Below are 25,984 nucleotides of genomic sequence, written 5' to 3'. Positions count from 1 at the left end.
CCGTTCCCCGCTGATCCCGCGCGGTCTGGGGGTCAGCGTTCCCGGGCTCCGAACAGCGACCAGGCCCGCAGGTGGGTGTAGCCGCGCGTGTGCAGGGTCGCGATGCGGCGCAGCACGAACCGCGGATCGTCGCGCAGCGTGCCGTGCACCTCCCGGTCCACCAGCACGGTGTCCGGGCGGGCCTCGGAGGTGAGCCGGGCGGCGACGTTGACGACCTCGCCGTACACGTCGCCGTAGCGGGTCAGGACCATGCCGTGCGCCAGCCCGATCCGCAGCGACGGCAGCGCGGGCTCGGCGCGGACCCGGTCGCGCAGCGCCAGTGCGATCGCGGCGCCGTCGGCGGGGTGCTCGGTGACGAACAGGACCTCGTCGCCGACGGTCTTCACCACGCGGCCGCGGCCGTTCGCGATGACCTCGGTGGTGACGGCGCCGAAGCGCTCGATCATCTCGCCCAACTGGTCGAGCGAACGCCTGCGGGTGGTGCGGGTGAACCCGACCATGTCGGCGAACCCGACCGTCAGCGGCCAGGTGTCGGCGGCGGCGCCCGCCGCGTCGGTGGCCTGCGCTCCGGCCGTCCAGCGGGCCGCGGTGGCGGCGAGGTGGCGCCGCCACACGTAGGACTGCAGCTGCTCGAGCTCGGGCAGCACCTCCGACGCCAGCTGCGCCGCCGACGACGGGGTCAGCTCGACACCGTTCGCGGCCGCGACCTGGGCGAGCATCCCGATCTGCCACTCCGCCAGGCGGGACAGCGACTGGGCGAGCGCACGGGCGATCGCCTCCCGCGCGCCCTGATCGGGCAGCCACGCCGCGGTCAGGTCGGCGACCCGGCGCGCGGCGTCGAGGTCCGCGGCGGTGAACACCTGGGCGTCGGGGTCGGAGTCGGGGAATCCGAGCGAGCGCCACAGCCGGTGCGAGTCCTCGGGGTCGAGCCCGGAGGCTGCGATCAGCTCGTCGCGGGTGAACTCCCGCGGGGCGCCCAGGATGAACTCGTCGAGGACGGCCTCGTCGACGTCGTCCCACCCGGCGGCCGACGGGCTGGGCGGCGAGAAGCCGCGCCGGCCCGCGCCGCGCTCACCCGGCCCCGGCCGGTCCGGTCCGCTCACCGGCTCACGTCGTGTGCACGACCAGCACGTCGACGCCGGCCCGGCGGGTGGCGTCGGCGGGGACCGAGCCCAGCAGGCGCCCGGAGAAGCTGTTCAGGCCGCGGTTGCCGATCACCAGCAGGTCCGCGGAGTGGTCGCGGACGGCCTTGCGGAGCACGTCGACCGGGGCGCCGTCCTCGGCGTGCGTGGTCACCTTCTTCGCGCCGACGCGGGCGGCGCGGTCGGTCGCCTCGCGCAGCGCCTCCTCGGCGGGCGTCCAGCCCTCGACGAGGAACGCCTCGTCCTTCAGCGCGTCCTGGGCGGCGGCGATGTTCTCGCGGCCCGCGGTCTCCCGGCTGGCCGGGGTGTAGGCGGACACGATGAGCAGCGTGGCGCCGCTGTCGGCGGCGACGCCGGCGGCACGCTCGACGGCGGCGAACGACGTCGCGGAGCCGTCGGTACCGACGACGATGGTCTGGTAAGCGGGCATGGCTGGCCTCCGTACCGGGGGAGGGGGTCGAGCCCCTCGACCCTCTCGACACTGAGCTCGGTCAAGGTTACTACCTGGTACTGCGTCAACGGAGCGATGGTGTCCGGCGTCATCGCCCGGACGGGTGAAAACGCAGGGCCGAACGCAGCATGTTCCGTCGTACGGGGCCGGGTGCGGCGGTGAACACACCCGCCATTCCGGCGAGGGTCCCCGCGACGTCGTCGCGCCCGGTGAGGAACGCGCGGCCGCGGCGGCTGCGGAAGAACGCGTCGAAGAACCCCGGGACCAACGCCGGCGGCAGGTCCAGCACGGTGCGCAGGCCGTGTGCGCGCAGCACGTGCACGGCGCGTGCGGCGGGGGACCACAGCAGCCGCTCGGCGGCGTGCGCGGCCCGGGCCGGGTCGTGCGGCAGGTGCGTGGCGAGCGCGGCGGCGACCTGCGGGGCCAGTCGCAGCGCGGGCGCGACGCTGAACCCGGTCGCCGGGTGCACCAGCGGTGTCGCGGCGCCGAACGCGACCGGGTGGCCGGTGGTGCGTGGGCTGTCGACCGGGAACCGGACCCGCTCGACCGGGGCGCCGGCGGGGACGGTCACGCCGAGCGCGGTGAGCCGGGCGTCCAGCCGCTCGCGCAGCTCGGGCAGCGGGAGCCCGGGCCGCCGGGCCAGCGAGGTCTCCTCCAGCAGGACGGTGCCGTCTCCCTCTGGGCCGTCTCCCCCTGGGCCGTCTCCCGCCGGACCGTCTCCACCTGGGCTTTCTCTTGCAGCGCCGCCTCGTTCCGGGCCGTCGCCGTACGGGACGGCGTAGAGGAACGTCGGCCAGTGCGTGCGTCCCGGCCCGGGCGGCGGCGGGCGCCAGTCCATGAACACCGCCTCACCGGGCCCGACGACCGGCGCCGCCGCGGCGGCGGGAACGACGACGCCGTAGGCGGTCTGCTCGGTGCGCGGTCCCGGAGCGGGGCGCAGCCGCGACGGGGCGCCGGTGGCGTCGACGACGAGCGCCGCGGTGAGCACGGTGTCCCCGGAGCCGGAGCCGTCGGGTTCGTCCGGGCGGTGCCCGGTGGCGGGATCCCGGGTGGTGCGGCGCAGCCGGACCCGGTGGCCGTCCGGGCCGGGCCGGACGTCGCCGTCGTCCACCCGGCCGGTCAGGACCGTGACCCCGGGACCGCCCGGGGGGCCGGCGAGGCGCTCGTCGAGGCAGGCGCGCAGCCCGGCGGTGTCGAGCACCAGGTAGGGGCCGAGGTCGTAGGAGCGGTGGTCGCAGGAGGCATGGTCGTCGGGGCGGTTTTCCCGAGCCCCACAGCCGGGCAGCACGGCGCGGGCGCGCGGCCGGGCCGCGAACACCGACGCCGGAAGGCCACCGGGCAGCTCGTCGGGCCACGCGCAGTACGTCGCGGTCCACGCCCGGTCCGGGTCCGGGTCGGCGAGCGCGGTGCGCAGGCCGAGCGCCGCGCAGCACCCGGCCAGGGCACGTCCGGCGGGGCCACCGCCGAGCACGAGGACGTCGACCCGGCCGATGTGCGCCGTCGTGCCGTTCACAAGCCGGTCACGCGCCGTCGAGCAGGTCGACCACGGTCAGCGCCGACTCCAGGCCGGTGAAGTCGCCGGGGTTGCGGGTGAGCAGCGGCAGGCCGTACCGCGCCGCCGTCGCGGCGATCTGCAGGTCCATCCGCCGGGGCCGCGGGGTGCGCCCGTGCCGCCGCACCAGGGCGGCGAGTGCTCCGTAGTACTCGGCGGTGGCGGCGTCGAAGTCCAGCACCTCGAACCGGTCGATCACCGACCGGACGCGCCGCCTGCGGTGCAGCGCGACGACGGGGTCGGCCGCCGCGGTGACACCGAAGTGCAGCTCGGCGAGGGTGACGGCCGACACGGCGACCTCGTCGGCGACCTCGGAGACTCGGGCGGCGGGGAAGTCGATGAGCACCGACGTGTCGAGCAGGGCGCGACGCGGCCCGGCCGTCGGACTCACCGCGGGCTGCGCGCGAACGGGTCGGTGACGTCGTCGGGGCCGAGGAGCTCGTCGGCGCCGTCCAGATCGGCGCGCCACGCGGGTGCGTCCGGTTCCGGGCCGTCCGCGAGCACGCCGGCGAGCTCTGCCACCGGGACGAAGCGGCGCCGGCCTGTTCCTCGCTGGTGGGGGACGACGTCGGCGACCGGCCGGCCGTTGACGGTGACCACGAACGACTCGCCGGCGGCGACCCGGCGCATGACGGCTGCGTTGTCGTTGCGCAGGTCCGACTGCCGGATCTCCTCGGTCATAGCGTTACGGTAGCAGTGCGCTAGCATTCCGGGGTGCCGTCGCGGCTGCCCGGGTGAGATCGCTCATGCCGTGCGCCCCACACACGAAGGACGGCGACCTCGGCCGGTACGGTGGCGGCGATGGTCCAGATCGAGTAGCCGACGCGCCCGGGCACAGCCGTGCCCCGCCGTCCCGCCTCTCTGCGCCCTGTGTCTTTCCTCGCCCTGTTCCGCGTGCTCCCCGAGGGGAACGCCGCGCCCACCTCCGTCTGGAGCTCCCTCTCGTGATCACCGCGACCGGCCTCGAACTGCGCGCCGGATCCCGCATCCTGCTGTCCGGCGCCGACCTGCGCGTCCAGCCCGGCGACCGGATCGGCCTGGTCGGCCGCAACGGCGCCGGCAAGACGACGTCGATGCGTGTCCTCGCCGGGGAGGGGGAGCCCTACGGCGGCAGCGTCACCGCGAACTCCCCGGTCGGCTACCTCCCGCAGGACCCCCGTGAGGGCGACCTGTCGATCACCGCGAAGGACCGGGTGCTGTCCGCGCGCGGGCTCGACGTGCTGCTCGCGAAGATGGAGAAGGCCCAGAACGCGATGGCCGAGATCGTCGACGGCCCGGCGAACGACAAGGCCGTGCGCGAGTACGGCAACCTCGAGGAGCGCTTCTCCGCGCTCGGCGGCTACGCCGCGGAGTCCGAGGCCGCCCGAATCTGCACCAACCTCGGCCTGCCCGACCGGGTCCTCGCCCAGCCGATGCGCACCCTGTCCGGCGGACAGCGCCGCCGCGTCGAGCTGGCGCGGATCCTGTTCGCCGCGTCCGACGGCGGCTCGCAGTCGGCCACCACGCTGCTGCTCGACGAGCCCACGAACCACCTCGACGCCGACTCGATCACCTGGCTGCGCGGGTTCCTGCAGAGCCACGAGGGCGGGCTCGTCGTGATCAGCCACGACACCGACCTGCTCGCCGCCGTGGTCAACAAGGTGTGGTTCCTCGACGCCACCCGCGGCGAGGCCGACCAGTACAACATGGACTGGCGGCGCTACCAGGAGGCGCGGGCGACCGACGAGAAGCGCCGCCGCCGCGAGCGCGCCAACGCCGAGAAGAAGGCGTCCGCGCTGCAGACCCAGGCCGCGAAGATGGGTGCCAAGGCGACCAAGGCCGTCGCCGCGAAGAACATGGCGCGCCGGGCCGACCAGCTGCTCGCCGGGCTCGACGAGGAGCGCCAGGACGACCGCGTCGCCTCCATCCGGTTCCCCACGCCCGCGCCCTGCGGCCGGACCCCGCTGACCGCGGAGGGCCTGTCCAAGGCCTACGGCTCGCTGGAGGTGTTCACCGGCGTCGACCTGGCCGTGGACCGCGGCTCCAAGGTCGTCGTGCTCGGTTTCAACGGCGCGGGCAAGACCACGCTGCTGCGGATCCTGGCCGGGGTGGAGAAGGGCGACGCCGGCGAGGTCGTGCCCGGGCACGGCCTGCGGCGCGGCTACTTCGCCCAGGAGCACGACACCCTCGACATGGACGCGTCGGTCTGGGACAACATCCGGCACGCCTCGCCGGACACCCACGAGCAGCAGCTGCGCACCGTGCTGGGCTCGTTCATGTTCTCCGGCGAGCAGCTCCAGCAGCCCGCGGGCACGCTCTCCGGCGGTGAGCGGACCCGGCTCGCGCTGGCCGGTCTGGTGTCCTCGGCGGCGAACGTGCTGCTGCTCGACGAGCCCACGAACAACCTGGACCCGGCCAGCCGCGAGCAGGTGCTCGACGCCCTGCGCCGGTTCGAGGGCGCCGTCGTCCTGGTGACGCACGACCCGGGCGCGGTCGAGGCGCTGGAGCCGGACCGGGTGATCGTGCTGCCCGACGGCACCGAGGACCACTGGTCCGCGGACTACCTGGAGCTCGTCCAGCTCGCCTGATCCCGGGCGGGGGCGTCGTCATCCGGACGGACGCCGGATCCTCGGGTCCGGCCGTCGCCTACGCAGATGATCACTCGTCCGGCGCAGTACGGCCGATGATCACGCCACCACGGCGGCCGATGTGCCGTCGTGGCCGCCGTCGGCTGCTCCGCGCGGGTGACGAGTCTCCGTGATCCGTTCGTGATCGGACACTGCGTCGTCGCGCAACGTGCGCCGTTCGGGGTAACCGCTCACCGATCGCGTTTTGCCTGTTCTGGCCAGGAATGACGGTCTGGATCATCATGGCCTGATCGTCGCCGGAGAGGCGGCGGTCCGCGGGGGCATCCGCGGTGGGGACGAGGGAGGGCCCATGGCTGCAGAACTGAAGAAGGGCGCCCGGATCACCGGGACCCAGCGCGGGAAACTCGCCGCGGATCTGAAGAAGAAGTACGAGAAGGGCGCGAGCATCCGTTCGCTGGCCGAACAGACCGGCCGTTCCTACGGATTCGTGCACCGCGTCCTCTCCGAGACCGGCGTGACGCTGCGCGGGCGCGGTGGCGCGACCCGCACCAAGAAGAAGTAGCGCGTTCTCCACGGCGCCGCCGGGGGCCCGACGAGGTCGCCGGTGGCGCCGACGCATGCGCGGGGCGGAATGCTCTGCGCGCCGCGGACCGGTACCCGACGTAACGTTGTTCCTCGCCGTCCACCACCGGCGAAGGAGAACGACACGTGGATCGTCCGCTCACGCTCATGCGGGGGGTCGTGCGCGGAGCGGACTCGGAGTCCATCCGCCGCGGCGCCGTCGCACCGGGCACCTGGCCCCGGATCTGGGGCTTCGTCCGGCCCTACCGGCACTGGCTGTTCGCCTACCTCGGCCTCACCACCGTCACCGCGGTGGTCGGCGTCGTCACCCCGCTGCTCGCCGGGCGGGTCGTCAACACCATCGTCGCCGCAGGGCAGCTGCCCGGCGCCGCCCGTGCGGTGATCGTCCTCGCCGCCGGGATCGCCGGGATGGCGCTGCTGGAGGCCGTCGTCGGGCTGGCCGGGCGGTGGTTCTCCTCCCGGCTCGGCGAGGGACTGATCGAGGACCTGCGGGTCGCGGTGTTCTCCCACGTGCAGGCCATGCCGCTCGCGTTCTTCGCCCGTACCCGCACCGGTGCGCTGGTCTCGCGGCTCAACAACGACGTCATCGGCGCCCAGACCGCCATCACCGGCACCCTGTCGACGGTGCTGGCCAACGGCATCCAGCTCGTGCTCGCCGTCGCGGTGATGATCGGGCTGGCCTGGCAGGTCACGGTGCTGGCGATGCTGCTGCTGCCGGTGTTCGTGCTGCCCGCCCGCGCGATGGGCACGCGGATCGCCGAGCTGCGCCGCGAGGCCGCCGAGCTCAACGCCACCATGGGCAACCAGATGACCGAGCGCTTCTCCGCGCCCGGCGCGACCCTGGTGAAGCTGTTCGGGAACCCCGAGCAGGAGGCGACGGTGTTCCGCGGGCAGGTGTCGCGGGTGCGGGAGATCGGCGTCCGCAGCGCGATGGTGTCCCGGCTGTTCGTGACCGCGCTGCAGCTGGTGTCCGCGCTGGCCCAGGCCCTGATCTACGGACTCGGCGGCTACCTGGCGGTGACCGGCGCGATCCCGGCCGGCACCGTCGTCGCGCTCGGGCTGCTGCTCACCCGGCTCTACACCCCGATGACGGCGCTGGCCAACGCCCGCGTCGACGTGATGACGGCGCTGGTCGCGTTCGAGCGGGTCTTCGAGGTGCTCGACCTGCGGCCGTCGCTGACCGAGGCCGCGCAACCGCGGTCGCTGCCCGACGGGCCGGTCGACGTCCGGCTCCGCGACGTGCGCTTCACCTACCCGAGCGCCCGGGCGGTGTCGCTGGCGTCGCTGGAGGAGGTCACGGTGCTCGACCACCGCACCCCGTCGGAGGTGCTGCACGGCGTCGACCTGCACGTCCGTGGCGGCGGGCTGCTCGCGCTCGTCGGGTCGTCCGGGGCGGGGAAGTCGACGCTCGCCTCGCTGGTCCCGCGGCTCTACGACGTCGACTCCGGCGCCGTCGAGCTCTCCGGCGTGGACGTGCGGGACCTGGGCTTCGCGACGCTGCGCGGCACCGTCGGCATGGTCACCCAGGACGGGCACCTGTTCCACGACACGATCGCGGAGAACCTGCGCTACGCCGCCCCGCACGCCACCGACGAGGAGATGGTCGACGCGCTGCGCCGCGCCCGCCTCGGTGAGCTGCTCGACGAGCTGCCGGACGGTCTCGGCACCGTCGTGGGGGAGCGCGGGTACCGGCTCTCCGGCGGCGAGCGCCAGCGGCTCACGATCGCCCGGCTGCTGCTGGCGAAGCCACGCGTGGTGATCCTCGACGAAGCCACCGCGCACCTGGACTCCGAGTCCGAGGTGGCGGTGCAGGAGGCACTGAGCGAGGCGCTGGTCGGGCGCACCGCGATCGTCATCGCGCACCGGCTGTCGACGGTGCGGGCCGCGGACCGGATCGCGGTACTGGAGCACGGGCGCGTCGTCGAGACCGGGACCCACGACGAGCTGCTCGCCCGCGAGGGGCGCTACGCGACCCTGCACCACACCCAGTTCGCCGCCCAGGAGGAGCAGCACGCGCCGCTGTAGGCCCGGCCCGTGCCGGCGAGGCCGGCTCAGGACGGCGAGGCCCGGATCAGGGCAGGGGCGAGACGACCTCGGCGTCGGGCTCGGCGACCCGGGCCAGCGCCCAGAACAGCAGCGCCACCCCGACCGCACCGGGGTCGGCCTGCCCGCGGGCGCGGTCGCCCAGGTAGGAGGCCCGGCCGTGCCGTGCGGTCAGCTCCGCGGTGCCCTCGGCGCCCGCGCGGGCCGCCTCCGCGCCGGCGGCCCAGCCGTCGCGGCCGAGCGCGGTGACGGCCGGGGCGAGCGCGTCGACCAGGGTGCGGTCGCCGACCTCGGCCTCCCCGACGCGCTGAATGGCGGTCAGGCCGGCCCGGGCCCCGGACGCGACGGCGGCCAGGTCGTCGTGCGAGGACGCCAGCGACCGCGCGATCTCGGTGAACAGCAGCCCCAGCAGCGGGCCGCTGGTGCCGCCGACCTCGTCGAGGAACACCTCGCCGAGCGCGGCGAACCCGCCCTGCCTGCCCTGCCCGGCGAGGGACACCGCGTGCCGGACGCCGGCGCGCAGGTTGTCACCGAAGTCGCCGTCCCCGGAGTGCTGGTCGAGGTCGGTCAGCGCCCCGTGCCCGTCCTCGACGGCGGTGGCGAACGTCCGCAGCACGGCGTCCTGGTCCAGGCGGCTCATCGGGCCTCCTCCGTGCGGTCGTCGGTACCCGGGCCGTCGGTGCTCGGGTTACCGGTGCTGGGGTTGCCGGTGCTGGGCGGGAACGCGGCGGTCCCGGTGGGTGCGGCCCACAGCTCCGTCCACTCCGGGCGCATGCGGGTCAGGGTCAGCGAGAACCCGGCCATGTCCAGGGCCGGGACGAACGTGCCGACCAGCGTGCCGGTCCGGGACAGGCCGCGGTCGTCGAGGACCTGGGAGGCGAGCTCGGCCAGCGCGTAGAGCTCCAGCAGCGCGGTGCCGCCCATGCCGTTGACCACCAGCACCACGTCATCGGACCCGTCGGGCAGCCCGGCGACGATCTCGTCGAGCATCCGTGCGACCAGCTCCTCCGCCGGGGGCCGCGGCACCGAGCGCTGCGCCCGCTCGCCGTGGATGCCGACGCCGTAGTCGAGTTCGCCGTCGAGGGCGAACGCCGGCTCCCCGGTGCGGTGCGAGGTCTGCGCCCGCGACGCCACGGCGAGGCTGCGCGAGGCGGCGGCCACGTCGGCCCCCAGCTGCGCCAGCTCGGCGATCCCCGCGCCGGTGTCCGCGGCCGCCCCCAGGATCTTCTCGACGACGACGGTCGCCCCGGTCCCGCGCCGCCCGGTGGCGGTGTCGAGGGCGTCGGTGGCGAGGTCGTCGTCGACCAGGACGCGGCGGACGTCGATCCCCTCCATCCGCAGCCGCTCCGCGGCGATGCCGAAGTTGATCCGGTCACCGGTGTAGTTCTTGACGACGTGGAGCACGCCCTGCGGCGCGTCCAGCCCGGCGAGCGCGGCGCGCGACGCGTGCAGCACGGCCTTGTTGTGCGGCGAGGTGAACACCGGGCCGGGGGCGACGGCGTCGAGCATGCCGCGGCCGAGGAACCCGGCGTGCAGCGGCTCGTGCCCGGAGCCGCCGCCGGAGACCAGCGCGACCCGCCGGTCGGGGGAGCGGTGGTTCGCGACGAGGTGGATCGGATCCTCGTGCAGGGTCACGAGATCGGCGTGCGCACGGGCGAACCCGCGGACCGCGACCGGCACCGCGTCGTCGCCGGCCGGGAGGAAGGGGTACGGCATGGCCCCGATCCTCCCTGCGCGGCAGTGGTTCCCGCATCCCCGCGGCGGGGTGGCGTGCCCGACGTGCCCAGTCGCGCCCGGTCGTGCTCAGTCGCGCTCAGCGGGCCCGGGCCTGCGCCCGCACCCCGTTCTCCACGACGTCGAGCACCGCGCCCAGGTCGTCGGTCGGCAGCCCCATCGCCAGGTGTGACACCAGGCCCTCCAGGACCAGCTCCAGGTACTGCGCCAGCACCGGGACGGCGACGTCGTCGCGCAGCGCCCCGGCCGCGGCCTGGCGTTCCAGCCGGGCGCGGGTCGCGGCGGTGAGCGCGCCGGAGTGCTCCTGCCAGCGGGCCCGGAACTCGGGCTCGGTGCGCAGCCGCCGGGACACCTCGAGGCGGGTGCCGAGCCAGCTGCGGTCGGCGTCGGCGTCGAGCAGGTCGCGCATGACCTGCACCAGGCCCTGCTCGGCGACGACGTCGGCCATCCGCACGGCGTCCTGCTCGGCCAGGGCCAGGAACAGCGCCTCCTTGTCCCGGAAGTAGTGGAAGATCGCCCCGCGGGACAGGTCGGTGTACTGCTCCAGGCGCCGGACGGTCGCGCCCTCGTAGCCGTGGTCGGCGAAGCAGGCGCGCGCTCCGTCCAGGATCTGCCGCCGCCGGGCGGCGAGCTGGTCGGTGCTGACGCGGGGCATGACCGCCAGTATTCCGTACGCATGTCCTGCTTGCCGCGCGTGCCGGTCGCGGCGCGCCGCAGGCAGGGGTTACGAGCAGTTGTCCGGCGCGCCGATGCACTCGCGGGTGTCGGTGGCCCCGGGTAGCGTCGCCCGGGTGACACCGTTCGAGGTGCGGGGCGACGGGGTGCTGCGCACCCGGGCCGAGGCCGAGGCCTACGTCGCGTCCGTCTGTTTCAAGCACGGCCCTCCGACACTCGCCGGAGTCGAGATCGAGTGGATGCCCTACGACCCCGCCCGGCCCGATGCGCCGGTCGACCCGGACACCCTGCGCGCCGCGCTCGGTGACCACACGCCCGCCTCCCTGGACCCCGCCGCCCCGGCGCGGCCGCTGCCCGCCGGCAGCGTCGTGACCGTCGAACCCGGGGGACAGGTCGAGATCTCCAGCGCCCCCGAGCGCTCCCTCACCTCGCTCGTCGACGCCGTCGGCGCCGACGCCGCGCACCTCCACTCCCTGCTCGCCGCGCACCGCCTCGCCGTGCACGACCGCGCCGCCGACCCGGTCCGCCCCGCGCAGCGGGTGCTGGACCTGCCCCGCTACGCGGCCATGGAGTGCGTGTTCGACCGCGTCGGCCCGCACGGCCGCTCCGGCATGTGCTCGACGTCGGCGGTGCAGGTCAGCCTGGACGCCGGACCCGCGTCGCAGATCACCGACCGGTGGGCCGCGCTGCACGAGCTCGGACCGGTGCTGCTGGCCGCGTTCGCGAACTCCCCGGTGCAGCACGGGCACCGCACCGGCTGGAAGTCCGCGCGGCAGGCGTGCTGGCTGAGCCTGGACCCCGCGCGCACCGCGCCGCCGCCGGGCGCGCTGCTCGACGCCGACCCCGCCCTGGAGTGGGCGCGCCGCGTCGTCGGGACGCCGCTGCTGTGCGTGCGCGGCACCGGGTCCTGGGCCGTGCCGCCGTCGGTGACCTTCGACGACTGGGTCTCCGGCCGCTGCACCGACGGCATCCTGGCCCGCCCGCCGACGCAGGCCGACCTCGACTACCACGTGTCCACGCTGTTCCCGCCGGTCCGCCCGCAGGGCCACCTCGAGGTGCGCTACGTCGACGGCCAGCCCGGCGACGACTGGGCGCTGCCTGCCGCGGTGCTGGCCGCGCTGACGTCGTCGCCGGAGGTCCTCGGCCGGGTCCGGGAGGCCTGCGAGCCGGTCCGCGACGCGTGGGTGACCGCCGCCCGCGACGCACTCGCCGACCCGGCCCTGGCCCGCGCCGCCGGCACGCTGTTCCCGCTCGCCTGCGAGGTCCTCGCCGCCGCCGGGCACCCGCTGGTCACCGTGCCCGCCCGGGTGCTCGCCCGCCTGCGCGAGGTCACCGAACGCCGTGTGCTGCAGGGCCTGTGCCCCGCCGACGAGGTGTTCCCGTTCGAGGAGTCCGCCGCGGGGGCCGGGGCCCCGTTCCCGCCGGGCCTGTACCGCAGCGCTCCCGACGACCATGCTGACCCGGCCCGGAACGGCGATCCCGTCCCCGGGCACGACGTCCACCGCATCCAGGAGGGTGTCCGATGACCACCGAGGCCGTACCGACCGGCTCCGTGCAGACCGGCTCCGTGCAGACCGGCTCCGTGCAGACCGGTACCGTGCCGACGCCCGTGACCGGGCCCGCGGCGCCGGGGGAGAGCCCCGAGGCCGTCCGTGAGCGCGTGGCCGCACTGCTGTCGCGCTCGCGTGCCCGCAGCTCCGGACTCACCGACCTCGACGACGCCGACATGCAGGCCCAGCACTCCCCGCTGATGTCGCCGCTGGTCTGGGACCTCGCGCACATCGGCTCCATGGAGGAGCTGTGGCTGGTCCGCGACGTCGGCGGCCGCGAGCCGCTGCGCCCGGAGATCGACGGCCTCTACGACGCGTTCCAGCACACCCGCAGCTCGCGGGTCACGTTGCCGCTGCTCACTCCCGCCGAGGCCCGGGAGTACGTGGACGAGGTGCGCGACAAGGCGCTCGACGCGCTGCACCGCAGCCCGCTGCGGGGCCGCGCGATCGAGGCCGATGGTTTCGCGTTCGGCATGATCGTCCAGCACGAGCAGCAGCACGACGAGACGATGCTGGCCACCCACCAGCTCCGCGAGGGCGCCCCGCTGCTGCACGCGCCCGCCCCGCCCGCCGCCGCGCAGGCCGTCGATGCGGCCGCCGAGACCCACGTCCCGGCCGGTCCGTTCGAGATGGGTACCTCCACCGAGCCCTGGGCGCTGGACAACGAGCGCCCCGCGCACACCGTCGACCTGCCCGCGTACGTGATCGAGACCTACCCGGTCACCAACGCCCGGTTCGCCGCGTTCGTCGAGGCAGGCGGCTACGACGACCCGCGCTGGTGGACCGGGCCCGGCTGGGCCGCCCGCGTCGCCGAGGACCTGACCGCGCCCCGGTTCTGGACCCGCGACGCCGACGGGACCTGGTGGCGGCGCCGGTTCGGCGTCGTCGAGCCGGTGCCCGGGGACGAGCCGGTGCAGCACGTGACCTTCCACGAGGCGCAGGCGTTCGCCCGGTGGGCCGGCAAGCGGCTGCCCACCGAGGCCGAGTGGGAGAAGGCCGCCCGGTACGACCCGGCCACCGGCCGCTCGCGCCGCTATCCGTGGGGCGACGACGACCCGACACCGGAGCGCGCCAACCTCGGCCAGCGCCACCTGCAGCCCGCCCCGGCGGGTGCCTACCCGGCAGGCGCGTCCGCGCTCGGGGTGCAGCAGCTCGTCGGCGACGTGTGGGAGTGGTGCGACTCCGGCTGGGAGCCCTACCCGGGGTTCAGCGTGTTCCCGTACCCGGAGTACTCGCAGGTCTTCTTCGGCGGCGACTACCGGGTGCTGCGCGGCGGCTCGTTCGGCACCGACCCGTCGGCGATCCGCGCCACGTTCCGCAACTGGGACCACCCGGTGCGCCGGCAGATCTTCTCCGGCTTCCGGCTGGCGCGCGACGCCTCGCCCGCCGACGGTCGCTGAGGTGTGCCGGCACCTGGCCCACATCGGACCACCGCGGACGCTGTCGTCGCTGCTCGTGGAACCGGAGCACGGCCTGCTCGCGCAGTCCTACGCACCCGCCGACATGCGCGGCGGCGGCACGATCAACGCCGACGGCTCCGGCGCGGGCTGGTACCTGCCCGGCCGCGCCGAGCCGGTGCGGGTGCGCTCGGCGCAGCCGCTGTGGGCGGACACCTCGTTCGCGTCGCTGGCGGCGGGGACGTCGTCGCATGCGGTGCTGGCGGCGGTCCGCTCCGCCACGACCGGGATGCCCGTCGTCGAGACCGCGGCCATGCCCTTCACCGACGGGCCGTGGCTGTTCAGCCACAACGGCGTCGTCCGGGGATGGCCGGACTCGCTGGCCGGGGCCGCATCGACGCTGCCGGTGGAGGACCTGATGACCCTCGACGCGCCGACCGACGCGGCGGTGCTGTGGGCGCTGGTCCGGCACCGGTTGCGCGCCGGGGACGACCCCGCCGCGGTGCTCGCCGAGACCTGTGAGCGCGTCGACCGCGACGCCCCCGGGTCGCGGCTGAACCTGCTGCTCACCGACGGCACGACGATCTGGGCGACCGCGTGGCGGCACGCCCTGGCCGTCCTCGAGACCCCCGCCGTCGCCTCATCGGCCGCCGCGCTCCCCGACGCCGAACTTCCTGCCGCCGACCTTCCCGCCACCGGGCTCCCCGCCGCCCCCGACGACCCGGGTTCCGCCGCCGTGACGGTGGCGTCGGAGCCCACGCACGCGTTCCCCGACTGGACCCGGGTGCCCGACCGGCACCTGGTGGTGGCCCGCCCGGGCCACCTCACCCTTGAAGCGCTAGGAGCACCGTGAGCACCCACGGCACGATCCAGCTGGACGTCCACCTCACCGGAACCGACGCCGGTAGCGCCCTGCGCGCCGACGTCGCCCGGGGCCTGACCGCGACGCCCAAGGAACTCCCGCCGAAGTGGTTCTACGACGCCCGTGGCTCGGACCTGTTCGAGCAGATCACCGAGCTGCCCGAGTACTACCCGTTCCGCACCGAGCGCGCGCTGCTGCGCGACTCGGTCGACGACATCGCCCGCTCGTCCGGGGCCGACACCGTCGTCGAGCTGGGGTCCGGGTCCTCCACGAAGACCCGCCTGCTGCTCGACGCGTTCACCCGCACCGGCACGCTCACCCGCTACGTCCCGCAGGACGTCAGCGAGTCCGCGCTGCGCGGCGCCCTCGACGAGCTGCACGACGCCTACCCCGACCTGGCGCTGCACGGCGTCGTCGGGGACTTCACCCGCGACCTCGACCGGCTCCCCGGCGCCGACCCCGGCGGCAAGCGCATGATCGCCTTCCTCGGCGGGACGATCGGCAACCTGCTCCCGGTGCCGCGCCACGAGTTCCTCACCCACGTCCGCTCGGTGCTCGCACCCGGTGAGCAGCTGCTGCTCGGCACCGGGCTGGTCACCGACGTCGACACCATGATCCCCGCCTACGACGACGCCGCAGGCGTCACCGCCGAGTTCAACCGCAACGTCCTGCACGTGGTGAACCGCGAGCTCGGCGCCGACTTCGACGTCGACGCGTTCACCCACGTCGCGGTGTGGGACGCCGACAACGCCTGGATCGAGATGCGGCTGCGCGCCGGGCGTGACATGACCGTGCACGTCGCCGACCTCGACCTCGACGTGCCGTTCACCGCGGGGGAGGAGATCGCCACCGAGGTGTCGTCGAAGTTCCGCCCCGAGCAGATCGACGCGATGCTCACCGACGCCGGCTTCGAGACGACCCGGCGCTGGGTCGACCCGGAGGGCCGCTTCGCGCTGACCCTGGCCACCGCGGTCTGAGCACGTGTCGTCCCGGCCGCCGCGTGCTCGTCGCGGCGGCCGGGACGGCGCTCACGGCCCGGGCGCGGTTCTAGCGTCTCCGGCATGGCGATGAACCGGCTGCACCGCAAGATCTGCCGCTCCGAGGAGTGGGCGGAGCGCATGCACGGCACGACGCTGCCGTGGGCCACCCGCGACGTCGACCTCACCGGGAACGTACTGGAGATCGGCCCCGGCTACGGCGTCACCACCCGCTGGCTCGCCCCGCGCGCCGGGGCGCTGACCGCCGTCGAGGTGGACGGGACGATGGCCGCGGACCTGCGCGACACCGTCGGCGCCGAGCTGGGCGTCGACATCCGGCACGGCGACGGCGCGGACCTGCCGTTCCCGGACGAGAGCTTCGACGCCGTCGTCTGCTTCACGATGTTGCACCACGTCCCGACTCCGGCCGAGCAGGACCGGCTCTTCGCCGAGGCCGCGCGCGTGCTGCGGCCCGGGGGAGCGTTCGCCGGGATCGACTCGCGGATGAGCCTGCGGTTCCGGCTGATCCACGTCGGCGACACTCTCAACCCGGTCGACCCGCTGACGCTGCCGGCGCGGCTCGGTGCCGCCGGGTTCACCGGCCCGGGCACCGAGCTGGGGGAGCGGTCCTACCGGTTCCGGGCCGGGCGGGAGTAACCGTCCGGTCGTCGTTCCGCGGTGCCGGGCGCTAGCGTCGGGCGGGTGGCTACCGACTGGCGCAACGACGGCGTCCGCGTGATCCCCGGCGACGCCCTGGACACCAACACCCCGCAGACCCCCGGCATGCACCGCGCCGCCGCGGTCACCGGGGAACGGGCCGGCTCGGAGAAGCTGTGGGCCGGGACCGTCACGATCCACCCGGGCGCCCGCACCGGCGCGCACCACCACGGCGAGCTGGAGAGCGTCATCTACGTCGTGCGCGGCCGGGCCCGGATGAAGTGGGGCGAGCACCTCGAGTTCACCGCCGAGGCCGGGCCGGGCGGGTTCATCTTCGTCCCGCCCTACGTTCCGCACCAGGAGATCAACGCCCTCGACGACGAGCCCCTCGAGTGCGTCCTCACCCGCTCCGGGCAGGAGCCGATCGTGGTCAACCTCGACATCGAGGGCGTCACCGACCCGGAACACGTCCCCTGGGTCGACCCGGGCCACCCGCACCCCTGACCCACACGCACGAGCCCCGCTCGGTGAGCGCCACACAGACGCTCACCGGTTACGGGAACGCTCGCATGATCACGTGAGCGTTCGCCGCAACAGGTGAGCGTCCGGCTCCGGCCGTGCCCCCATCTCAGTGTCAATGAAACATTGACGCCAGCGATCCGGCAATGAAACGACGACACCCCGCAACACCGCTCACGACGTCGCCCGGGAAAGCACCGGACCGGCGCTGTCGCTGGATGGCGCCAGGGGAGGAGCAACGGCGGCCGCGGGCAGACCCCGAGCCCGCCGGCGGGTGTGACGACGCGGCTGCGGTGGCGCGGGGTGGGGTACCCCGAGATGCTTCACCTGCTGAGGCATCTCCGGCACAGCACCCCGCCGGGGACGCCGGAGGGCCGCGGGCTCGGTGGGCACCCGGCCGCTGTCCGTTGCCCCGGACGGAGGCGATGCCTCACCGGCTGAGGTACCCGGGGACCGGAGCCAACGGCCGGGATCGCGCCCGGATCGCCGGTGTGCCCGTTCACGCGTGGTCCCGGAACCTGCGGACCGCCGATCTCAGCCGCGCACCGCTGCGTTCCCGACGTCCTGCGCGTGCCGCAGCCCGGCGTCGAGCGGCACCGCGGCGGCGAAGACATCGTTGAGGATCGGTTCCATCGCCGTCGACGCCGCCTCGAACTTCGGCCCGGACGGCGCCGGGATCGTGCCGGTGCCGCCGGCCTCACCGAACCAGCGGGTGTCGACGCCGCGGCGCGCCCAGTAGGCGTAGTACGCGGCCTGGGCGGCGGTGACCGCGGGCAGGGCCGTGCCGTTCGCCCCGAGCGGCGCTGCACCCTCGGGCGAACCGAGCCAGCGCAGCACCCGCAGGACCTGCTCGTGGTGCGGGCTGTCGGCGTTCCCGGCGGCGATCACACTGCTCACGACGCTGACCTGCCCGCGCGGCCCCACCGGCAGCGGCGCGACACCCCAGTCGAACTTCGCGCCCTCCGCGACGTTGGACAGGTTGTAGGTGCCGCTCTGGAACAGCGCCAGCTTGCCCTGCAGGAACTGGTCGCGGCTGAAGTCGCCGTTGGTGTTGGTGTCCGCCGCCGACGGCGTCACCCGCTCCCGGTCGATCATGTTCACCAGGTAGCCGAACGCCTGCTCCCCGGCCGGGGTCGCGAAATCGAACGTGTCGTCGGGCGTCTGGAAGCGGGCGCCGTTGGAGCCGAGGAAGTTGTAGTAGATCGCCTGCAGGTCCCGGGCGGCGTTGTAGCCGTACTGCACGACCGATCCCGGGTCGAAGCCCGGCTGGTCCGCGGTGCGTCCGGCGCGGTCGCGGGTCAGCCGCCGGGCGGCCGGCAGCAGGGTGTCGACGCTGCGGTCCACCGGGTCCCAGCGAAGCCGGTCGACGTCGACGCCGGCCGCGGCGACCATCGCCCGGTTGTAGTAGACGGCGATCCGGCCGTCGGTCATGGCCGGCACACCCCACAGCCGTCCGCCACGGGTGTACTCCTGCACCGCCGACGCCGCCCACTGCTTGCGCTGGTCGGCGAGCTCGATGCCGACGTCGATCAGCTTCCCGGCGTCGACGTAGGCGGCGGCGTTCGCGGCGTTGAGCCAGTAGACGTCGGTCGCGTTCCCGCCCGCGACGTCGAGCGGCAGCGAGGTGAAATAGTCGGAGAACGGCACCTGCAGGAACTGCACCCGGATGTCGGGGTTGCGCCGGGAGAACTCGTCGAACGACGCCCGGTAGGCGGGCAGCACCGAGTCGTCCCAGAGCCGGAACGTCACGGTCGTGACGCCCGGTGGGTTCCCGGCGTCGGGGGAGTACGGCGAGCACCCGGCCGCCGCCAGCAGACCCGCGGCCCCGGCCCCGAGCACGGCACGACGGGACACCGCGGAGTGGGAGGCAGGAGGTACGGAGTCGGTGCGGCTCACCGGAACCCGCCGGTGATGGTGATCGACCGGACGATGCCGCGCTGGAACACCAGGAACAGCAGCACCAGCGGGATCGTCGCCAGCGTCGTCGCCGCCATGACCAGCGTCCAGTTGCCGTTGTACTGGCTCTGCAGCCCGGCGGTGGCCACGGTCAGCACCTGCCAGCGCGGCCCCGCGGTGATCACCAGCGGCCACAGGAAGTTGTTCCAGTGCGTGACGACGGTGATCACGGCCAGCGTCGTGATGATCGGCCGGCTCATCGGCACGACGACGTGGCGCAGGGTCCCGAGCGTGCCGCAGCCGTCGAGCCGGGCGGCGTCGATCAGGTCCTGCGGGATGCCGCGGAAGTACTCGCGCAGCAGGAAGATCGCGTACGGCGAGCCGAGGACGTAGGGCAGCACCAGCGCCCAGAACGTGTTCCGCAGCCCGGCCCCGGCCATCATCAGGTACAGCGGCACGATGGTCACCGCCTGCGGGACCATCAGCGTCGCCAGGTACAGCCAGAACACCGCGTCGCGCCCCGGGAACTCCAGGCGGGCGAACGCGTAGGCGGCCAGGATCGAGAACACGATCTGCCCGACCAGGATCACGACGACGACCTGGGCGGTCACCGCGACCGGCACGACGAAGTCGTAGCGGGAGAACAGCTCCGCGACGTTCGCCCCCGTCGGCGGCGCGGGCGGGGTGAGCACCGGCTGCGCGGAGAACTGGTTCGGCGACTTCAGCGCCGTCAGCACGCTCAGCAGGAACGGCGCCACGGTCAGCACGGCGCCCGCGAGCAGGAGCAGGTAGATCCCCGCGTCGGCGACGCGGGACCGGCGGGGCGTGCTCACGTGTCCAGCTCGTAGGTCGTGCGGCGGGCGAACCACCGCTGCTGGGCCACCGTCACCACGGCCAGGACCAGGAACAGCACGACGGCCATCACCGCGGCCTGCCCGACCTCGCGGTCGGTGAACGCGGCGTAGTAGATCCGGCCGGCGACGACGTCGGTGACGCCCGACGGGCCGCCCTTCGGCGTCAGCGCGTAGACGGCGTCGAAGGTCTGGAAGCTGGAGATCACGCCGGTGACCAGGACGAAGAACAGCGTCGGGCGCAGCAGCGGCAGCACGATCCGGGAGAACAGCCGCCACGACGACGCGCCGTCGAGCCGGGCGGCCTCGATCACCGACTCCGGCACGTTGCGCAGGCCCGCGAGGAAGAACAGCGCGACGTAGCCGACCTGCGTCCACGCCGTCACCGCGGCCACCGAGGGCAGCGCGAGCGCCGGGTCGGCGAGCCACGCGACGCGGGTGCCGAGCAGCGCGTTCAGGGCGCCGTCGGTGGGGGCGAGGATCCACCGCCACATGACGCCGAGCGCGAGCGGCGCGCACACCCAGGGCAGCACGAAGATCGTCCGGAACGCCGAGGTGCCCGGCAGGCCGCGGTGCATCAGCAGCGCGAGGCCGAGCCCGAGCACCGTCTGCAGCGGGATGACGATCAGCACGAACACCGCCGTGACCAGCAGCGACCGGGCGAACCGGTCGTCGGCGGCGACCTCGGTGATGTTGTCGAACCCGGCGAACGTGACCGGTCCGAGGACGTCCCAGCGGAAGAACGACAGCCCGAACACGATGAGCACCGGGACGGCCAGGAACAGCACCACGCCGACCAGGCTCGGCGCGAGCAGCAGATAGGCGGTCCGGGTGTCCCGGCTCCGGGACCTCCTCCGTACCGGTGTCGCCATCGGTCCCCCTCCGGCCGCGATGGCGATCACCGTCTCACAGGTACGGCTGGGTGATCAGCTCCAGGTAGTGCCCAGCCGGATCGCAGAAGTACACGCCGCGGCCGCCGTGTTCGTGGTTGATCTCGCCCGGCCGGGTGCGCTGCGGGTCCGCCCAGTAGGCGGTCCCGTCGGTGTCCAGCTTCGCCAGCGCCCGGTCGAACAAGGCGTCGTCGACCAGGAACGCGTAGTGCTGAGGCTGGATCTCCGGGTGCTCCTCGACGGACAGATCGGCGAACTGGATCATGACGCCGCCGTCGAGCAGAACGTTGGTGAACGGCCCCCACGACGGCGCCTCGGCCGCTTCGAGGACGTGCCGGAAGAACGCCGCGGAGACCTCACGGTCGCGGGCGGCGAGGATGGAGTGGTTGAAGGTACAGGGCATGGCTCCTGCTTACCGCCCCAGCCGCTTCTTCTGTACCTTTCCCATCGGGTTGCGGGGGAGTGCGTCGACGAACCGCACCTCCCGCGGCCGCTTGTGCCGGGACAGCTTCGCGGCGACGTGGTCGATCAGCTCCTGCTCTGTCCCGCCCTCGCCGACCACGTAGGCGACGATCCGCTGCCCCAGATCGTCGTCGGGCTCCCCGACGACCGCGACCTCGGCGACGTCCGGGTGGTCCAGCAGCACCGCCTCGATCTCGCCGGAGCCGATCCGGTACCCGCCGGACTTGATCAGGTCGGTGGACTCCCGGCCGACGATGCGGTGGAAACCCGCCGCGTCGCGGACGGCGAGGTCACCGGTGCGGAACCAGCCGTCGCCGGCGTCGGACTCGGCGGTCGCGTCGGGCCGGTTGCGGTAGCCGGAGAACAGCATCGGGCCGCGGACCTCCAACCGGCCGACGGTCTCGCCGTCGTCGGGCACCGGAGTGGTGTCCTCGTCGGAGGCGGGAACGAGGCGGGTCTCGGCCCCGGGGACCGGCAGCCCGACCCAACCGGCGCGGCGCTCGCCGCCGGCCCGCGCGCTGAGCGTGATCATCGTTTCGGTCATGCCGTAGCGCTCGACGGGGGCCTGCCCGGTCAGCTCGGCGATCCGGGAGAACAGCGACTCCGGCAGTGGGGCGCTGCCCGACACCAGCAGCCGGGCGTTCGCCAGGGCCTGTGCCGCATCGGGATCGGCGACGATCCGGTTCCACACCGTCGGGACGCCGAAGTACATCGTCCCCGGGTGCTCGGACCGGGCGACGGCGGCGTAGCGGGCGGGCTCCGGCTTCACCGTGTGCACGACGCGCGACCCGATCCGCAGCGCCCCCAGCACCCCGAGGATCAGGCCGTGCACGTGGAACAGCGGCAGCCCGTGCACGACGGTGTCGTCCGGCGTCCAGCCCCACACGTCGAACAGGCCGTCGAGCCCGGCGGCGATCGCGCGCCCGGACAGCTCCGCGCCCTTCGGCGCTCCGGTCGTCCCCGACGTGTAGAGCAGCATCGCCGTGCGCTCCGGGTCGGTCTCCACCGGTGCGACCGGCTCCGCACCCGGGCGGACCTGCGGCAACGTGACCTCGTCGGGCCGCTCACCGGCCCACGCCGCCGCGCCGGAGTCGCGCAGCACGTGGTCGCGCTCGGCAGGCCCGGAGTCCGGCGGCACCGGCACCACCGGCACCCCCGCGAGCAGGCAGCCGACGGCCGCGACGACCGTGTCCATCGACGCCGTCGCGCACACCGCCACCGGCCCGTCGCCGGGGATCCCCGCCGCGAACCGGCCCGCCGCGTCGACGAGCCCGGCGCGGGACAGCACGTCGTCGCCGACGACGACCGCGCGGTCGAGGTCCTGGGGCCGGGTGAGCGAGGTGAGAAGCAACGGTGCCTCCGGTGGTCGCGGTCGGTCGTGCGCGCCAGGGTGGAGGCGCCCACCTACGGAGTAGCACGCGGCGCCGCGGAACGGATCACCGCCCGCCGCAGGGGAGGATCGATGGGGCTCGCCGATCTCGTCCGCGGCGCCGGAGTCGCGGTGCTCGACCGCGCACTGCGTACCCGCGCGCTCGCCCGCGCCCCGATCACGCTCTACCACCGAGGCCTCGGCCGGGTCCTCGGCCACCGGATGCTGCTGCTCGAACACACCGGACGGCGCAGCGGGCTGCCGAGGGAGGTCGTCGTCGAGGTCGTCGGCCACCCCGGGCCGGGGCGCTTCGTCGTCGTGTCCGGGTTCGGCGAGCGCGCCCAGTGGTACCGCAACGTCGTCGCCGACCCGCGGGTGCGGATCTCCGTCGGCAGCCGCCGGTCGCAGCCCGCCACCGCACGGGTGCTCCCGCGCGACGAGGCGGGAGAGCTGCTTGCCGCCTACATCGCCCGGCATCCGGCGGCCTGGGAGCAGCTCGGGCAGGTCGTCGAACGGGCCCTCGGGCGTCCGGTCGGGCCGGGCGACCCGCCGCCGTTGGTCGAGTTCCGGCTCGGCACCTCCTGACCAGCGGCCCCGCCCCGGGTCAAGATCGTCGGCTCCGAGGGATCCGGTGCCACATCCGGCACCGGATCCCTCGGAAACGCTGATCATGCGGCCGCACACGCGGCGGGCCCGTGCCCCGGACGCAGCCGTGCCCCGGACGCGACGGAGCCCGCCGCCCCAGTGGGACGACGGGCTCCGTCTGCGTGGCGCGCGGCCGGCTCAGCTCGCGAGCATCCCCCGCAGCACGTACTGCAGGATGCCGCCGTTGCGGTAGTAGTCGGCCTCTCCAGGGGTGTCGATGCGGACGGTCGCGTCGAACTCGACCTTCTCGCCCGAGTCCTTGGTGGCGGTGACGTGCACCGTCCTCGGCGTCGTGCCGTCGTTCAGCTCGGTGACCCCTGCGATGTCGAAGGTCTCGGTGCCGTCGAGGCCGATCGAGCGGGCGGTCTCGCCCTCGGGGAACTGCAGCGGCAGCACACCCATGCCGATCAGGTTCGAGCGGTGGATCCGCTCGAACGACTCCACGATGACGGCCTTGACGCCCAGCAGCGCGGTGCCCTTGGCCGCCCAGTCACGCGACGAGCCGGAGCCGTACTCCTTGCCGCCCAGGACGACCAGCGGGGTGCCCTGCTCGGCGTAGTTCTGCGCGGCGTCGTAGATGAACGCCTGCGGCGCGCCCTCGGCGGTGAAGTCGCGGGTGTAACCGCCGGAGACACCGCCGTCGACGATCGCGTCCAGCAGCTGGTTGCGCAGCCGGATGTTCGCGAAGGTCCCGCGGATCATGACCTCGTGGTTGCCGCGCCGGGAGCCGAAGGAGTTGTAGTCCTTCTTCTCCACGCCGTGCTCGTCGAGGTACTGCGCGGCCGGGGTGCCCGGCTTGATCGCGCCGGCGGGGGAGATGTGGTCGGTGGTGACCGAGTCGCCCAGCAGCGCCAGCACGCGGGCACCGTCGATGTCGGTGACCGGCGACGGGTCGGCCGCCATGCCCTCGAAGTACGGGGGCTTGCGCACGTAGGTCGACTGCTGGTCCCACTCGAAGGTCTGGCCCTCCGGGGTGGGCAGCGAGCGCCAGCGGTCGTCACCGCGGAACACGTCGGAGTAGCTCCTGGTGAACATCTCCGAGGTGATCGAGGAGTCGACGACGGCGTTGACGTCCTCGGTGGAGGGCCAGATGTCGCGCAGGAAGACGTCGTTGCCGTCCTGGTCCTGCCCGAGCGGCTGGTTCTCGAAGTCGAAGTCCATCGTCCCGGCCAGCGCGTAGGCGATGACCAGCGGCGGGGACGCCAGGTAGTTCATCTTGACGTCCGGGTTGATCCGGCCCTCGAAGTTGCGGTTGCCCGACAGCACGGACACGACGGTGAGGTCGTTGTCGTTGACCGCCTGGGAGATCTCCTCCGGCAGCGGGCCGGAGTTGCCGATGCAGGTGGTGCAGCCGTAGCCGACGAGGTTGTAGCCCAGCTTGTCCAGGTAGGGCCAGAGTCCGGCGCGCTCGTAGTAGTCGGTGACGACCTGCGAGCCCGGCGCCATCGAGGTCTTGACCCACGGCTTGGTGGTCAGGCCCTTGTCGACGGCGTTCTTGGCCAGCAGCGCCGCCCCGAGCATCACGCTCGGGTTGGAGGTGTTGGTGCAGGAGGTGATCGAGGCGATCACCACGGCGCCGTGGTCGAGCACGAACTGGCCGCGCGAGTCGGAGTTCACCGTGACCGGCTTCGACGGCCGGCCCGCGCCGCCGTCGGCGGCGGAGATGACGATCGGGGCCGCGTCGTCATCGGCGAACGAGGGCGCAGGCGGGTCGCTGGCGGGGAAGGACTCGGCCTCGGACTCGTCGAGGCCGACCAGCGGGTCGTCGGCGGCGACCTCGTCGTCGGTGTAGCTGTGGACCTCCTTGCGGAAGGCCGGCTTCGCGTCCGACAGCTCGATGCGGTCCTGCGGGCGCTTCGGGCCGGCGATCGACGGGACGACCGTCGACAGATCGAGCTCGAGAGTCTCGGAGTAGACCGGCTCGTGCGACGGGTCGTGCCAGAGGCCCTGCTCCTTGGCGTAGGCCTCGACCAGCGCGATCTGCTCGGCGGAGCGGCCGGTCAGCTTCAGGTAGCGGACGGTCTCGTCGTCGATCGGGAAGATCGCGGCCGTGGAGCCGAACTCCGGGCTCATGTTGCCGATGGTGGCGCGGTTGGCCAGCGGCACGGCGCCGACGCCCTCGCCGTAGAACTCGACGAACTTGCCGACGACGCCCTGGCGCCGCAGCATCTCGGTGATCGTGAGGACGACGTCGGTGGCGGTGACGCCGGTCGGGATGTCACCGGTCAGCTTGAAGCCGAGCACCTTCGGGATGAGCATCGACACCGGCTGGCCGAGCATCGCGGCCTCGGCCTCGATGCCGCCGACGCCCCAGCCCAGCACGCCGAGGCCGTTGACCATCGTGGTGTGCGAGTCGGTGCCGACCAGGGTGTCCGGGTAGGCCTGGCCGTTGCGCGCCATGACCACGCGCGCCAGGTTCTCGATGTTGACCTGGTGGACGATGCCGGTGCCGGGCGGGACGACCTTGAACTCGTCGAAGGCACCCTGACCCCAGCGCAGGAACTGGTAGCGCTCCTTGTTGCGGCCGTACTCGAACTCGATGTTGCGCTCGAACGCGTCCTCGGTGCCGAAGAAGTCGATCATCACCGAGTGGTCGATGACCAGCTCGGCCGGTGCGAGCGGGTTCACCTTGGCGGGGTCGCCGCCCATCTCGGTGACGGCCTCGCGCATGGTCGCCAGGTCCACGACGCAGGGGACACCGGTGAAGTCCTGCATGATCACCCGGGCCGGGGTGAACTGGATCTCGGTGTCCGGGGCCGCCTGCGGGTCCCAGTTCGCGAGCGCGGTGATGTGGTCGGCGGTCACGTTCGCGCCGTCCTCGGTGCGGAGCAGGTTCTCCAGCAGCACCTTGAGGCTGAACGGAAGCCGCTGCGCGCCCTCCACCGCGGAGAGCCGGAAGATCTCGTAACCGGTGCCCCCGACGTCGAGCTGTCCTCTGGCGCCGAAGCTGTCGGTACTGGCCACTTGGCGGTCCTCCCCGTGGTGGTGGGCGTCTTTTCGGTGACCGGTGGCCGGCGACGGCCGCGGGGCGGCCGGTGGGCGGCACCGGTGTCGTCAGGTCGTGTCGCCACGACGTTCGAGACGACACGGAGTCTCGCGCACCGCCGGGTAGGCGGCATCGCGGACCCTCATGGCAAATAGTACGCCTGTCCTACAAGCCGCG

Annotated in this window: 24 protein-coding genes; 10 read left to right on the top strand and 14 right to left on the bottom strand. The window is 73.8% G+C overall.

Going from position 1 to position 25,984, the window contains the following annotated elements; genetic code table 11:
* Positions 1-32: 32 nt before the first annotated feature.
* From ACLE50_RS11235 to ACLE50_RS11215, 5 genes are all read right to left on the bottom strand, one after another.
* Positions 33-1,103 carry an adenylate/guanylate cyclase domain-containing protein gene (locus ACLE50_RS11235; protein ID WP_410943406.1) on the bottom strand — a complete coding sequence of 357 codons (1,071 nt, stop codon included), beginning with the start codon at positions 1,101-1,103 and terminating at the stop codon, positions 33-35.
* A gap of 4 nt (positions 1,104-1,107) precedes the next feature.
* The gene (locus ACLE50_RS11230; RefSeq protein ID WP_410943405.1) at positions 1,108-1,572 is read right to left on the bottom strand and encodes a universal stress protein; all 465 of its coding nucleotides are present in this window, start codon (positions 1,570-1,572) and stop codon (positions 1,108-1,110) included.
* Between the two features lie 109 nt (positions 1,573-1,681).
* Positions 1,682-3,106, bottom strand: coding sequence for a lycopene cyclase family protein (locus ACLE50_RS11225; RefSeq protein WP_410943404.1), 1,425 nt, complete (start codon positions 3,104-3,106; stop codon positions 1,682-1,684).
* 7 nt (positions 3,107-3,113) lie between these two features.
* Positions 3,114-3,536: a type II toxin-antitoxin system VapC family toxin gene (locus ACLE50_RS11220; protein WP_410943403.1), complete on the bottom strand. Its 423-nt coding sequence runs from the start codon at positions 3,534-3,536 to the stop codon at positions 3,114-3,116.
* Positions 3,533-3,826, bottom strand: coding sequence for a type II toxin-antitoxin system Phd/YefM family antitoxin (locus tag ACLE50_RS11215; RefSeq protein ID WP_410943402.1), 294 nt, complete (start codon positions 3,824-3,826; stop codon positions 3,533-3,535). The genes ACLE50_RS11220 and ACLE50_RS11215 overlap by 4 nt, the downstream gene beginning before the upstream one ends.
* 263 nt (positions 3,827-4,089) lie before the next feature.
* Here ACLE50_RS11215 and ACLE50_RS11210 point away from each other — a divergent pair, with 263 nt between their 5' ends.
* The 3 genes from ACLE50_RS11210 (at position 4,090) to ACLE50_RS11200 (ending at position 8,319) form a co-directional block, all read left to right on the top strand.
* On the top strand, positions 4,090-5,712 hold the full coding sequence (locus ACLE50_RS11210; protein ID WP_410943401.1) for an ABC-F family ATP-binding cassette domain-containing protein: 1,623 nt from the start codon (positions 4,090-4,092) through the stop codon (positions 5,710-5,712).
* A 349-nt stretch (positions 5,713-6,061) separates the two neighbouring features.
* On the top strand, positions 6,062-6,274 hold the full coding sequence (locus ACLE50_RS11205; protein WP_410943400.1) for a helix-turn-helix domain-containing protein: 213 nt from the start codon (positions 6,062-6,064) through the stop codon (positions 6,272-6,274).
* Positions 6,275-6,420: 146 nt separating this feature from the next.
* Positions 6,421-8,319, top strand: a complete 1,899-nt coding sequence (locus ACLE50_RS11200) for an ABC transporter ATP-binding protein (RefSeq protein ID WP_410943399.1) — start codon at positions 6,421-6,423, stop codon at positions 8,317-8,319.
* Between the two features lie 46 nt (positions 8,320-8,365).
* Here ACLE50_RS11200 and ACLE50_RS11195 read toward each other — a convergent pair whose 3' ends face one another.
* The 3 genes from ACLE50_RS11195 to ACLE50_RS11185 all read right to left on the bottom strand — a co-directional run bounded on the left by ACLE50_RS11195 (position 8,366) and on the right by ACLE50_RS11185 (position 10,726).
* Complete coding sequence (locus ACLE50_RS11195; RefSeq protein WP_410943398.1) at positions 8,366-8,977, bottom strand: DAK2 domain-containing protein; 612 nt, start codon at positions 8,975-8,977, stop codon at positions 8,366-8,368.
* Positions 8,974-10,053, bottom strand: a complete 1,080-nt coding sequence (locus ACLE50_RS11190; RefSeq protein WP_410943397.1) for a dihydroxyacetone kinase subunit DhaK — start codon at positions 10,051-10,053, stop codon at positions 8,974-8,976. The genes ACLE50_RS11195 and ACLE50_RS11190 overlap by 4 nt, the downstream gene beginning before the upstream one ends.
* Before the next feature lie 97 nt (positions 10,054-10,150).
* Positions 10,151-10,726, bottom strand: coding sequence for a TetR/AcrR family transcriptional regulator (locus ACLE50_RS11185; RefSeq protein ID WP_410943396.1), 576 nt, complete (start codon positions 10,724-10,726; stop codon positions 10,151-10,153).
* 136 nt (positions 10,727-10,862) lie between these two features.
* Here ACLE50_RS11185 and egtA point away from each other — a divergent pair, with 136 nt between their 5' ends.
* The 6 genes from egtA (at position 10,863) to ACLE50_RS11155 (ending at position 16,693) form a co-directional block, all read left to right on the top strand.
* Complete coding sequence (egtA, locus tag ACLE50_RS11180) at positions 10,863-12,272, top strand: ergothioneine biosynthesis glutamate--cysteine ligase EgtA (protein ID WP_410943395.1); 1,410 nt, start codon at positions 10,863-10,865, stop codon at positions 12,270-12,272.
* Positions 12,269-13,696: an ergothioneine biosynthesis protein EgtB gene (egtB, locus tag ACLE50_RS11175; protein WP_410943394.1), complete on the top strand. Its 1,428-nt coding sequence runs from the start codon at positions 12,269-12,271 to the stop codon at positions 13,694-13,696. Before egtA ends, egtB begins: the two co-directional genes overlap by 4 nt.
* Before the next feature lies 1 nt (position 13,697).
* Positions 13,698-14,546, top strand: a complete 849-nt coding sequence (gene egtC, locus ACLE50_RS11170) for an ergothioneine biosynthesis protein EgtC (RefSeq protein ID WP_410943393.1) — start codon at positions 13,698-13,700, stop codon at positions 14,544-14,546.
* On the top strand, positions 14,543-15,532 hold the full coding sequence (gene egtD / locus ACLE50_RS11165) for an L-histidine N(alpha)-methyltransferase (RefSeq protein WP_410943392.1): 990 nt from the start codon (positions 14,543-14,545) through the stop codon (positions 15,530-15,532). Before egtC ends, egtD begins: the two co-directional genes overlap by 4 nt.
* An 84-nt stretch (positions 15,533-15,616) precedes the next feature.
* Positions 15,617-16,189, top strand: coding sequence for a class I SAM-dependent methyltransferase (locus ACLE50_RS11160; protein ID WP_410943391.1), 573 nt, complete (start codon positions 15,617-15,619; stop codon positions 16,187-16,189).
* A 45-nt stretch (positions 16,190-16,234) separates the two neighbouring features.
* Positions 16,235-16,693, top strand: coding sequence for a cupin domain-containing protein (locus ACLE50_RS11155; protein WP_410943390.1), 459 nt, complete (start codon positions 16,235-16,237; stop codon positions 16,691-16,693).
* Between the two features lie 549 nt (positions 16,694-17,242).
* Here ACLE50_RS11155 and ACLE50_RS11150 read toward each other — a convergent pair.
* Genes ACLE50_RS11150 through ACLE50_RS11130 form a run of 5 tightly spaced genes read right to left on the bottom strand, consistent with a single transcriptional unit; the run spans position 17,243 to position 22,158 of the window.
* Positions 17,243-18,547: an ABC transporter substrate-binding protein gene (locus ACLE50_RS11150; RefSeq protein ID WP_410943389.1), complete on the bottom strand. Its 1,305-nt coding sequence runs from the start codon at positions 18,545-18,547 to the stop codon at positions 17,243-17,245.
* A gap of 53 nt (positions 18,548-18,600) precedes the next feature.
* Positions 18,601-19,437, bottom strand: coding sequence for a carbohydrate ABC transporter permease (locus ACLE50_RS11145; protein ID WP_410943388.1), 837 nt, complete (start codon positions 19,435-19,437; stop codon positions 18,601-18,603).
* Positions 19,434-20,327 (bottom strand): carbohydrate ABC transporter permease, encoded by an 894-nt coding sequence (locus tag ACLE50_RS11140; protein WP_410943387.1) that lies wholly within the window; start codon positions 20,325-20,327, stop codon positions 19,434-19,436. Before ACLE50_RS11140 ends, ACLE50_RS11145 begins: the two co-directional genes overlap by 4 nt.
* A gap of 34 nt (positions 20,328-20,361) precedes the next feature.
* The gene (locus ACLE50_RS11135) at positions 20,362-20,748 is read right to left on the bottom strand and encodes a VOC family protein (protein ID WP_410943386.1); all 387 of its coding nucleotides are present in this window, start codon (positions 20,746-20,748) and stop codon (positions 20,362-20,364) included.
* A 9-nt stretch (positions 20,749-20,757) separates the two neighbouring features.
* Positions 20,758-22,158: an acyl-CoA synthetase gene (locus tag ACLE50_RS11130; RefSeq protein WP_410943385.1), complete on the bottom strand. Its 1,401-nt coding sequence runs from the start codon at positions 22,156-22,158 to the stop codon at positions 20,758-20,760.
* Positions 22,159-22,269: 111 nt separating this feature from the next.
* On the opposite strand from ACLE50_RS11130, the gene ACLE50_RS11125 reads away from it, so the two are divergent.
* On the top strand, positions 22,270-22,761 hold the full coding sequence (locus ACLE50_RS11125; protein WP_410943384.1) for a nitroreductase family deazaflavin-dependent oxidoreductase: 492 nt from the start codon (positions 22,270-22,272) through the stop codon (positions 22,759-22,761).
* A gap of 198 nt (positions 22,762-22,959) precedes the next feature.
* On the opposite strand, the gene ACLE50_RS11120 is transcribed toward ACLE50_RS11125, so the two are convergent.
* Positions 22,960-25,785: an aconitate hydratase gene (locus ACLE50_RS11120; protein WP_410943383.1), complete on the bottom strand. Its 2,826-nt coding sequence runs from the start codon at positions 25,783-25,785 to the stop codon at positions 22,960-22,962.
* Between the last annotated feature and the right edge of the window lie 199 nt (positions 25,786-25,984).

Origin of the sequence: Pseudonocardia phyllosphaerae (assembly GCF_046546475.1) — a bacterium.
Taxonomy (GTDB): Bacteria; Actinomycetota; Actinomycetes; order Mycobacteriales; family Pseudonocardiaceae; genus Pseudonocardia; species Pseudonocardia phyllosphaerae.
Note: the sequence above shows the minus strand (reverse complement) of the source record. Positions and strands in the feature narration are given on the sequence as shown.

Bases quoted from the DNA above. Each gene is read 5' to 3' on its own strand.
- ACLE50_RS11230 (WP_410943405.1), bottom strand. From the start codon at position 1,572: ATGCCCGCTTACCAGACCATCGTCGTCGGTACCGACGGCTCCGCGACG.
- ACLE50_RS11215 (WP_410943402.1), bottom strand. From the start codon at position 3,826: ATGACCGAGGAGATCCGGCAGTCGGACCTGCGCAACGACAACGCAGCC.
- ACLE50_RS11205 (WP_410943400.1), top strand. From the start codon at position 6,062: ATGGCTGCAGAACTGAAGAAGGGCGCCCGGATCACCGGGACCCAGCGC.
- ACLE50_RS11195 (WP_410943398.1), bottom strand. From the start codon at position 8,977: ATGAGCCGCCTGGACCAGGACGCCGTGCTGCGGACGTTCGCCACCGCC.
- ACLE50_RS11190 (WP_410943397.1), bottom strand. From the start codon at position 10,053: ATGCCGTACCCCTTCCTCCCGGCCGGCGACGACGCGGTGCCGGTCGCG.
- ACLE50_RS11185 (WP_410943396.1), bottom strand. From the start codon at position 10,726: ATGCCCCGCGTCAGCACCGACCAGCTCGCCGCCCGGCGGCGGCAGATC.
- egtB (WP_410943394.1), top strand. From the start codon at position 12,269: ATGACCACCGAGGCCGTACCGACCGGCTCCGTGCAGACCGGCTCCGTG.
- ACLE50_RS11160 (WP_410943391.1), top strand. From the start codon at position 15,617: ATGGCGATGAACCGGCTGCACCGCAAGATCTGCCGCTCCGAGGAGTGG.
- ACLE50_RS11140 (WP_410943387.1), bottom strand. From the start codon at position 20,327: ATGGCGACACCGGTACGGAGGAGGTCCCGGAGCCGGGACACCCGGACC.
- ACLE50_RS11135 (WP_410943386.1), bottom strand. From the start codon at position 20,748: ATGCCCTGTACCTTCAACCACTCCATCCTCGCCGCCCGCGACCGTGAG.
- ACLE50_RS11125 (WP_410943384.1), top strand. From the start codon at position 22,270: ATGGGGCTCGCCGATCTCGTCCGCGGCGCCGGAGTCGCGGTGCTCGAC.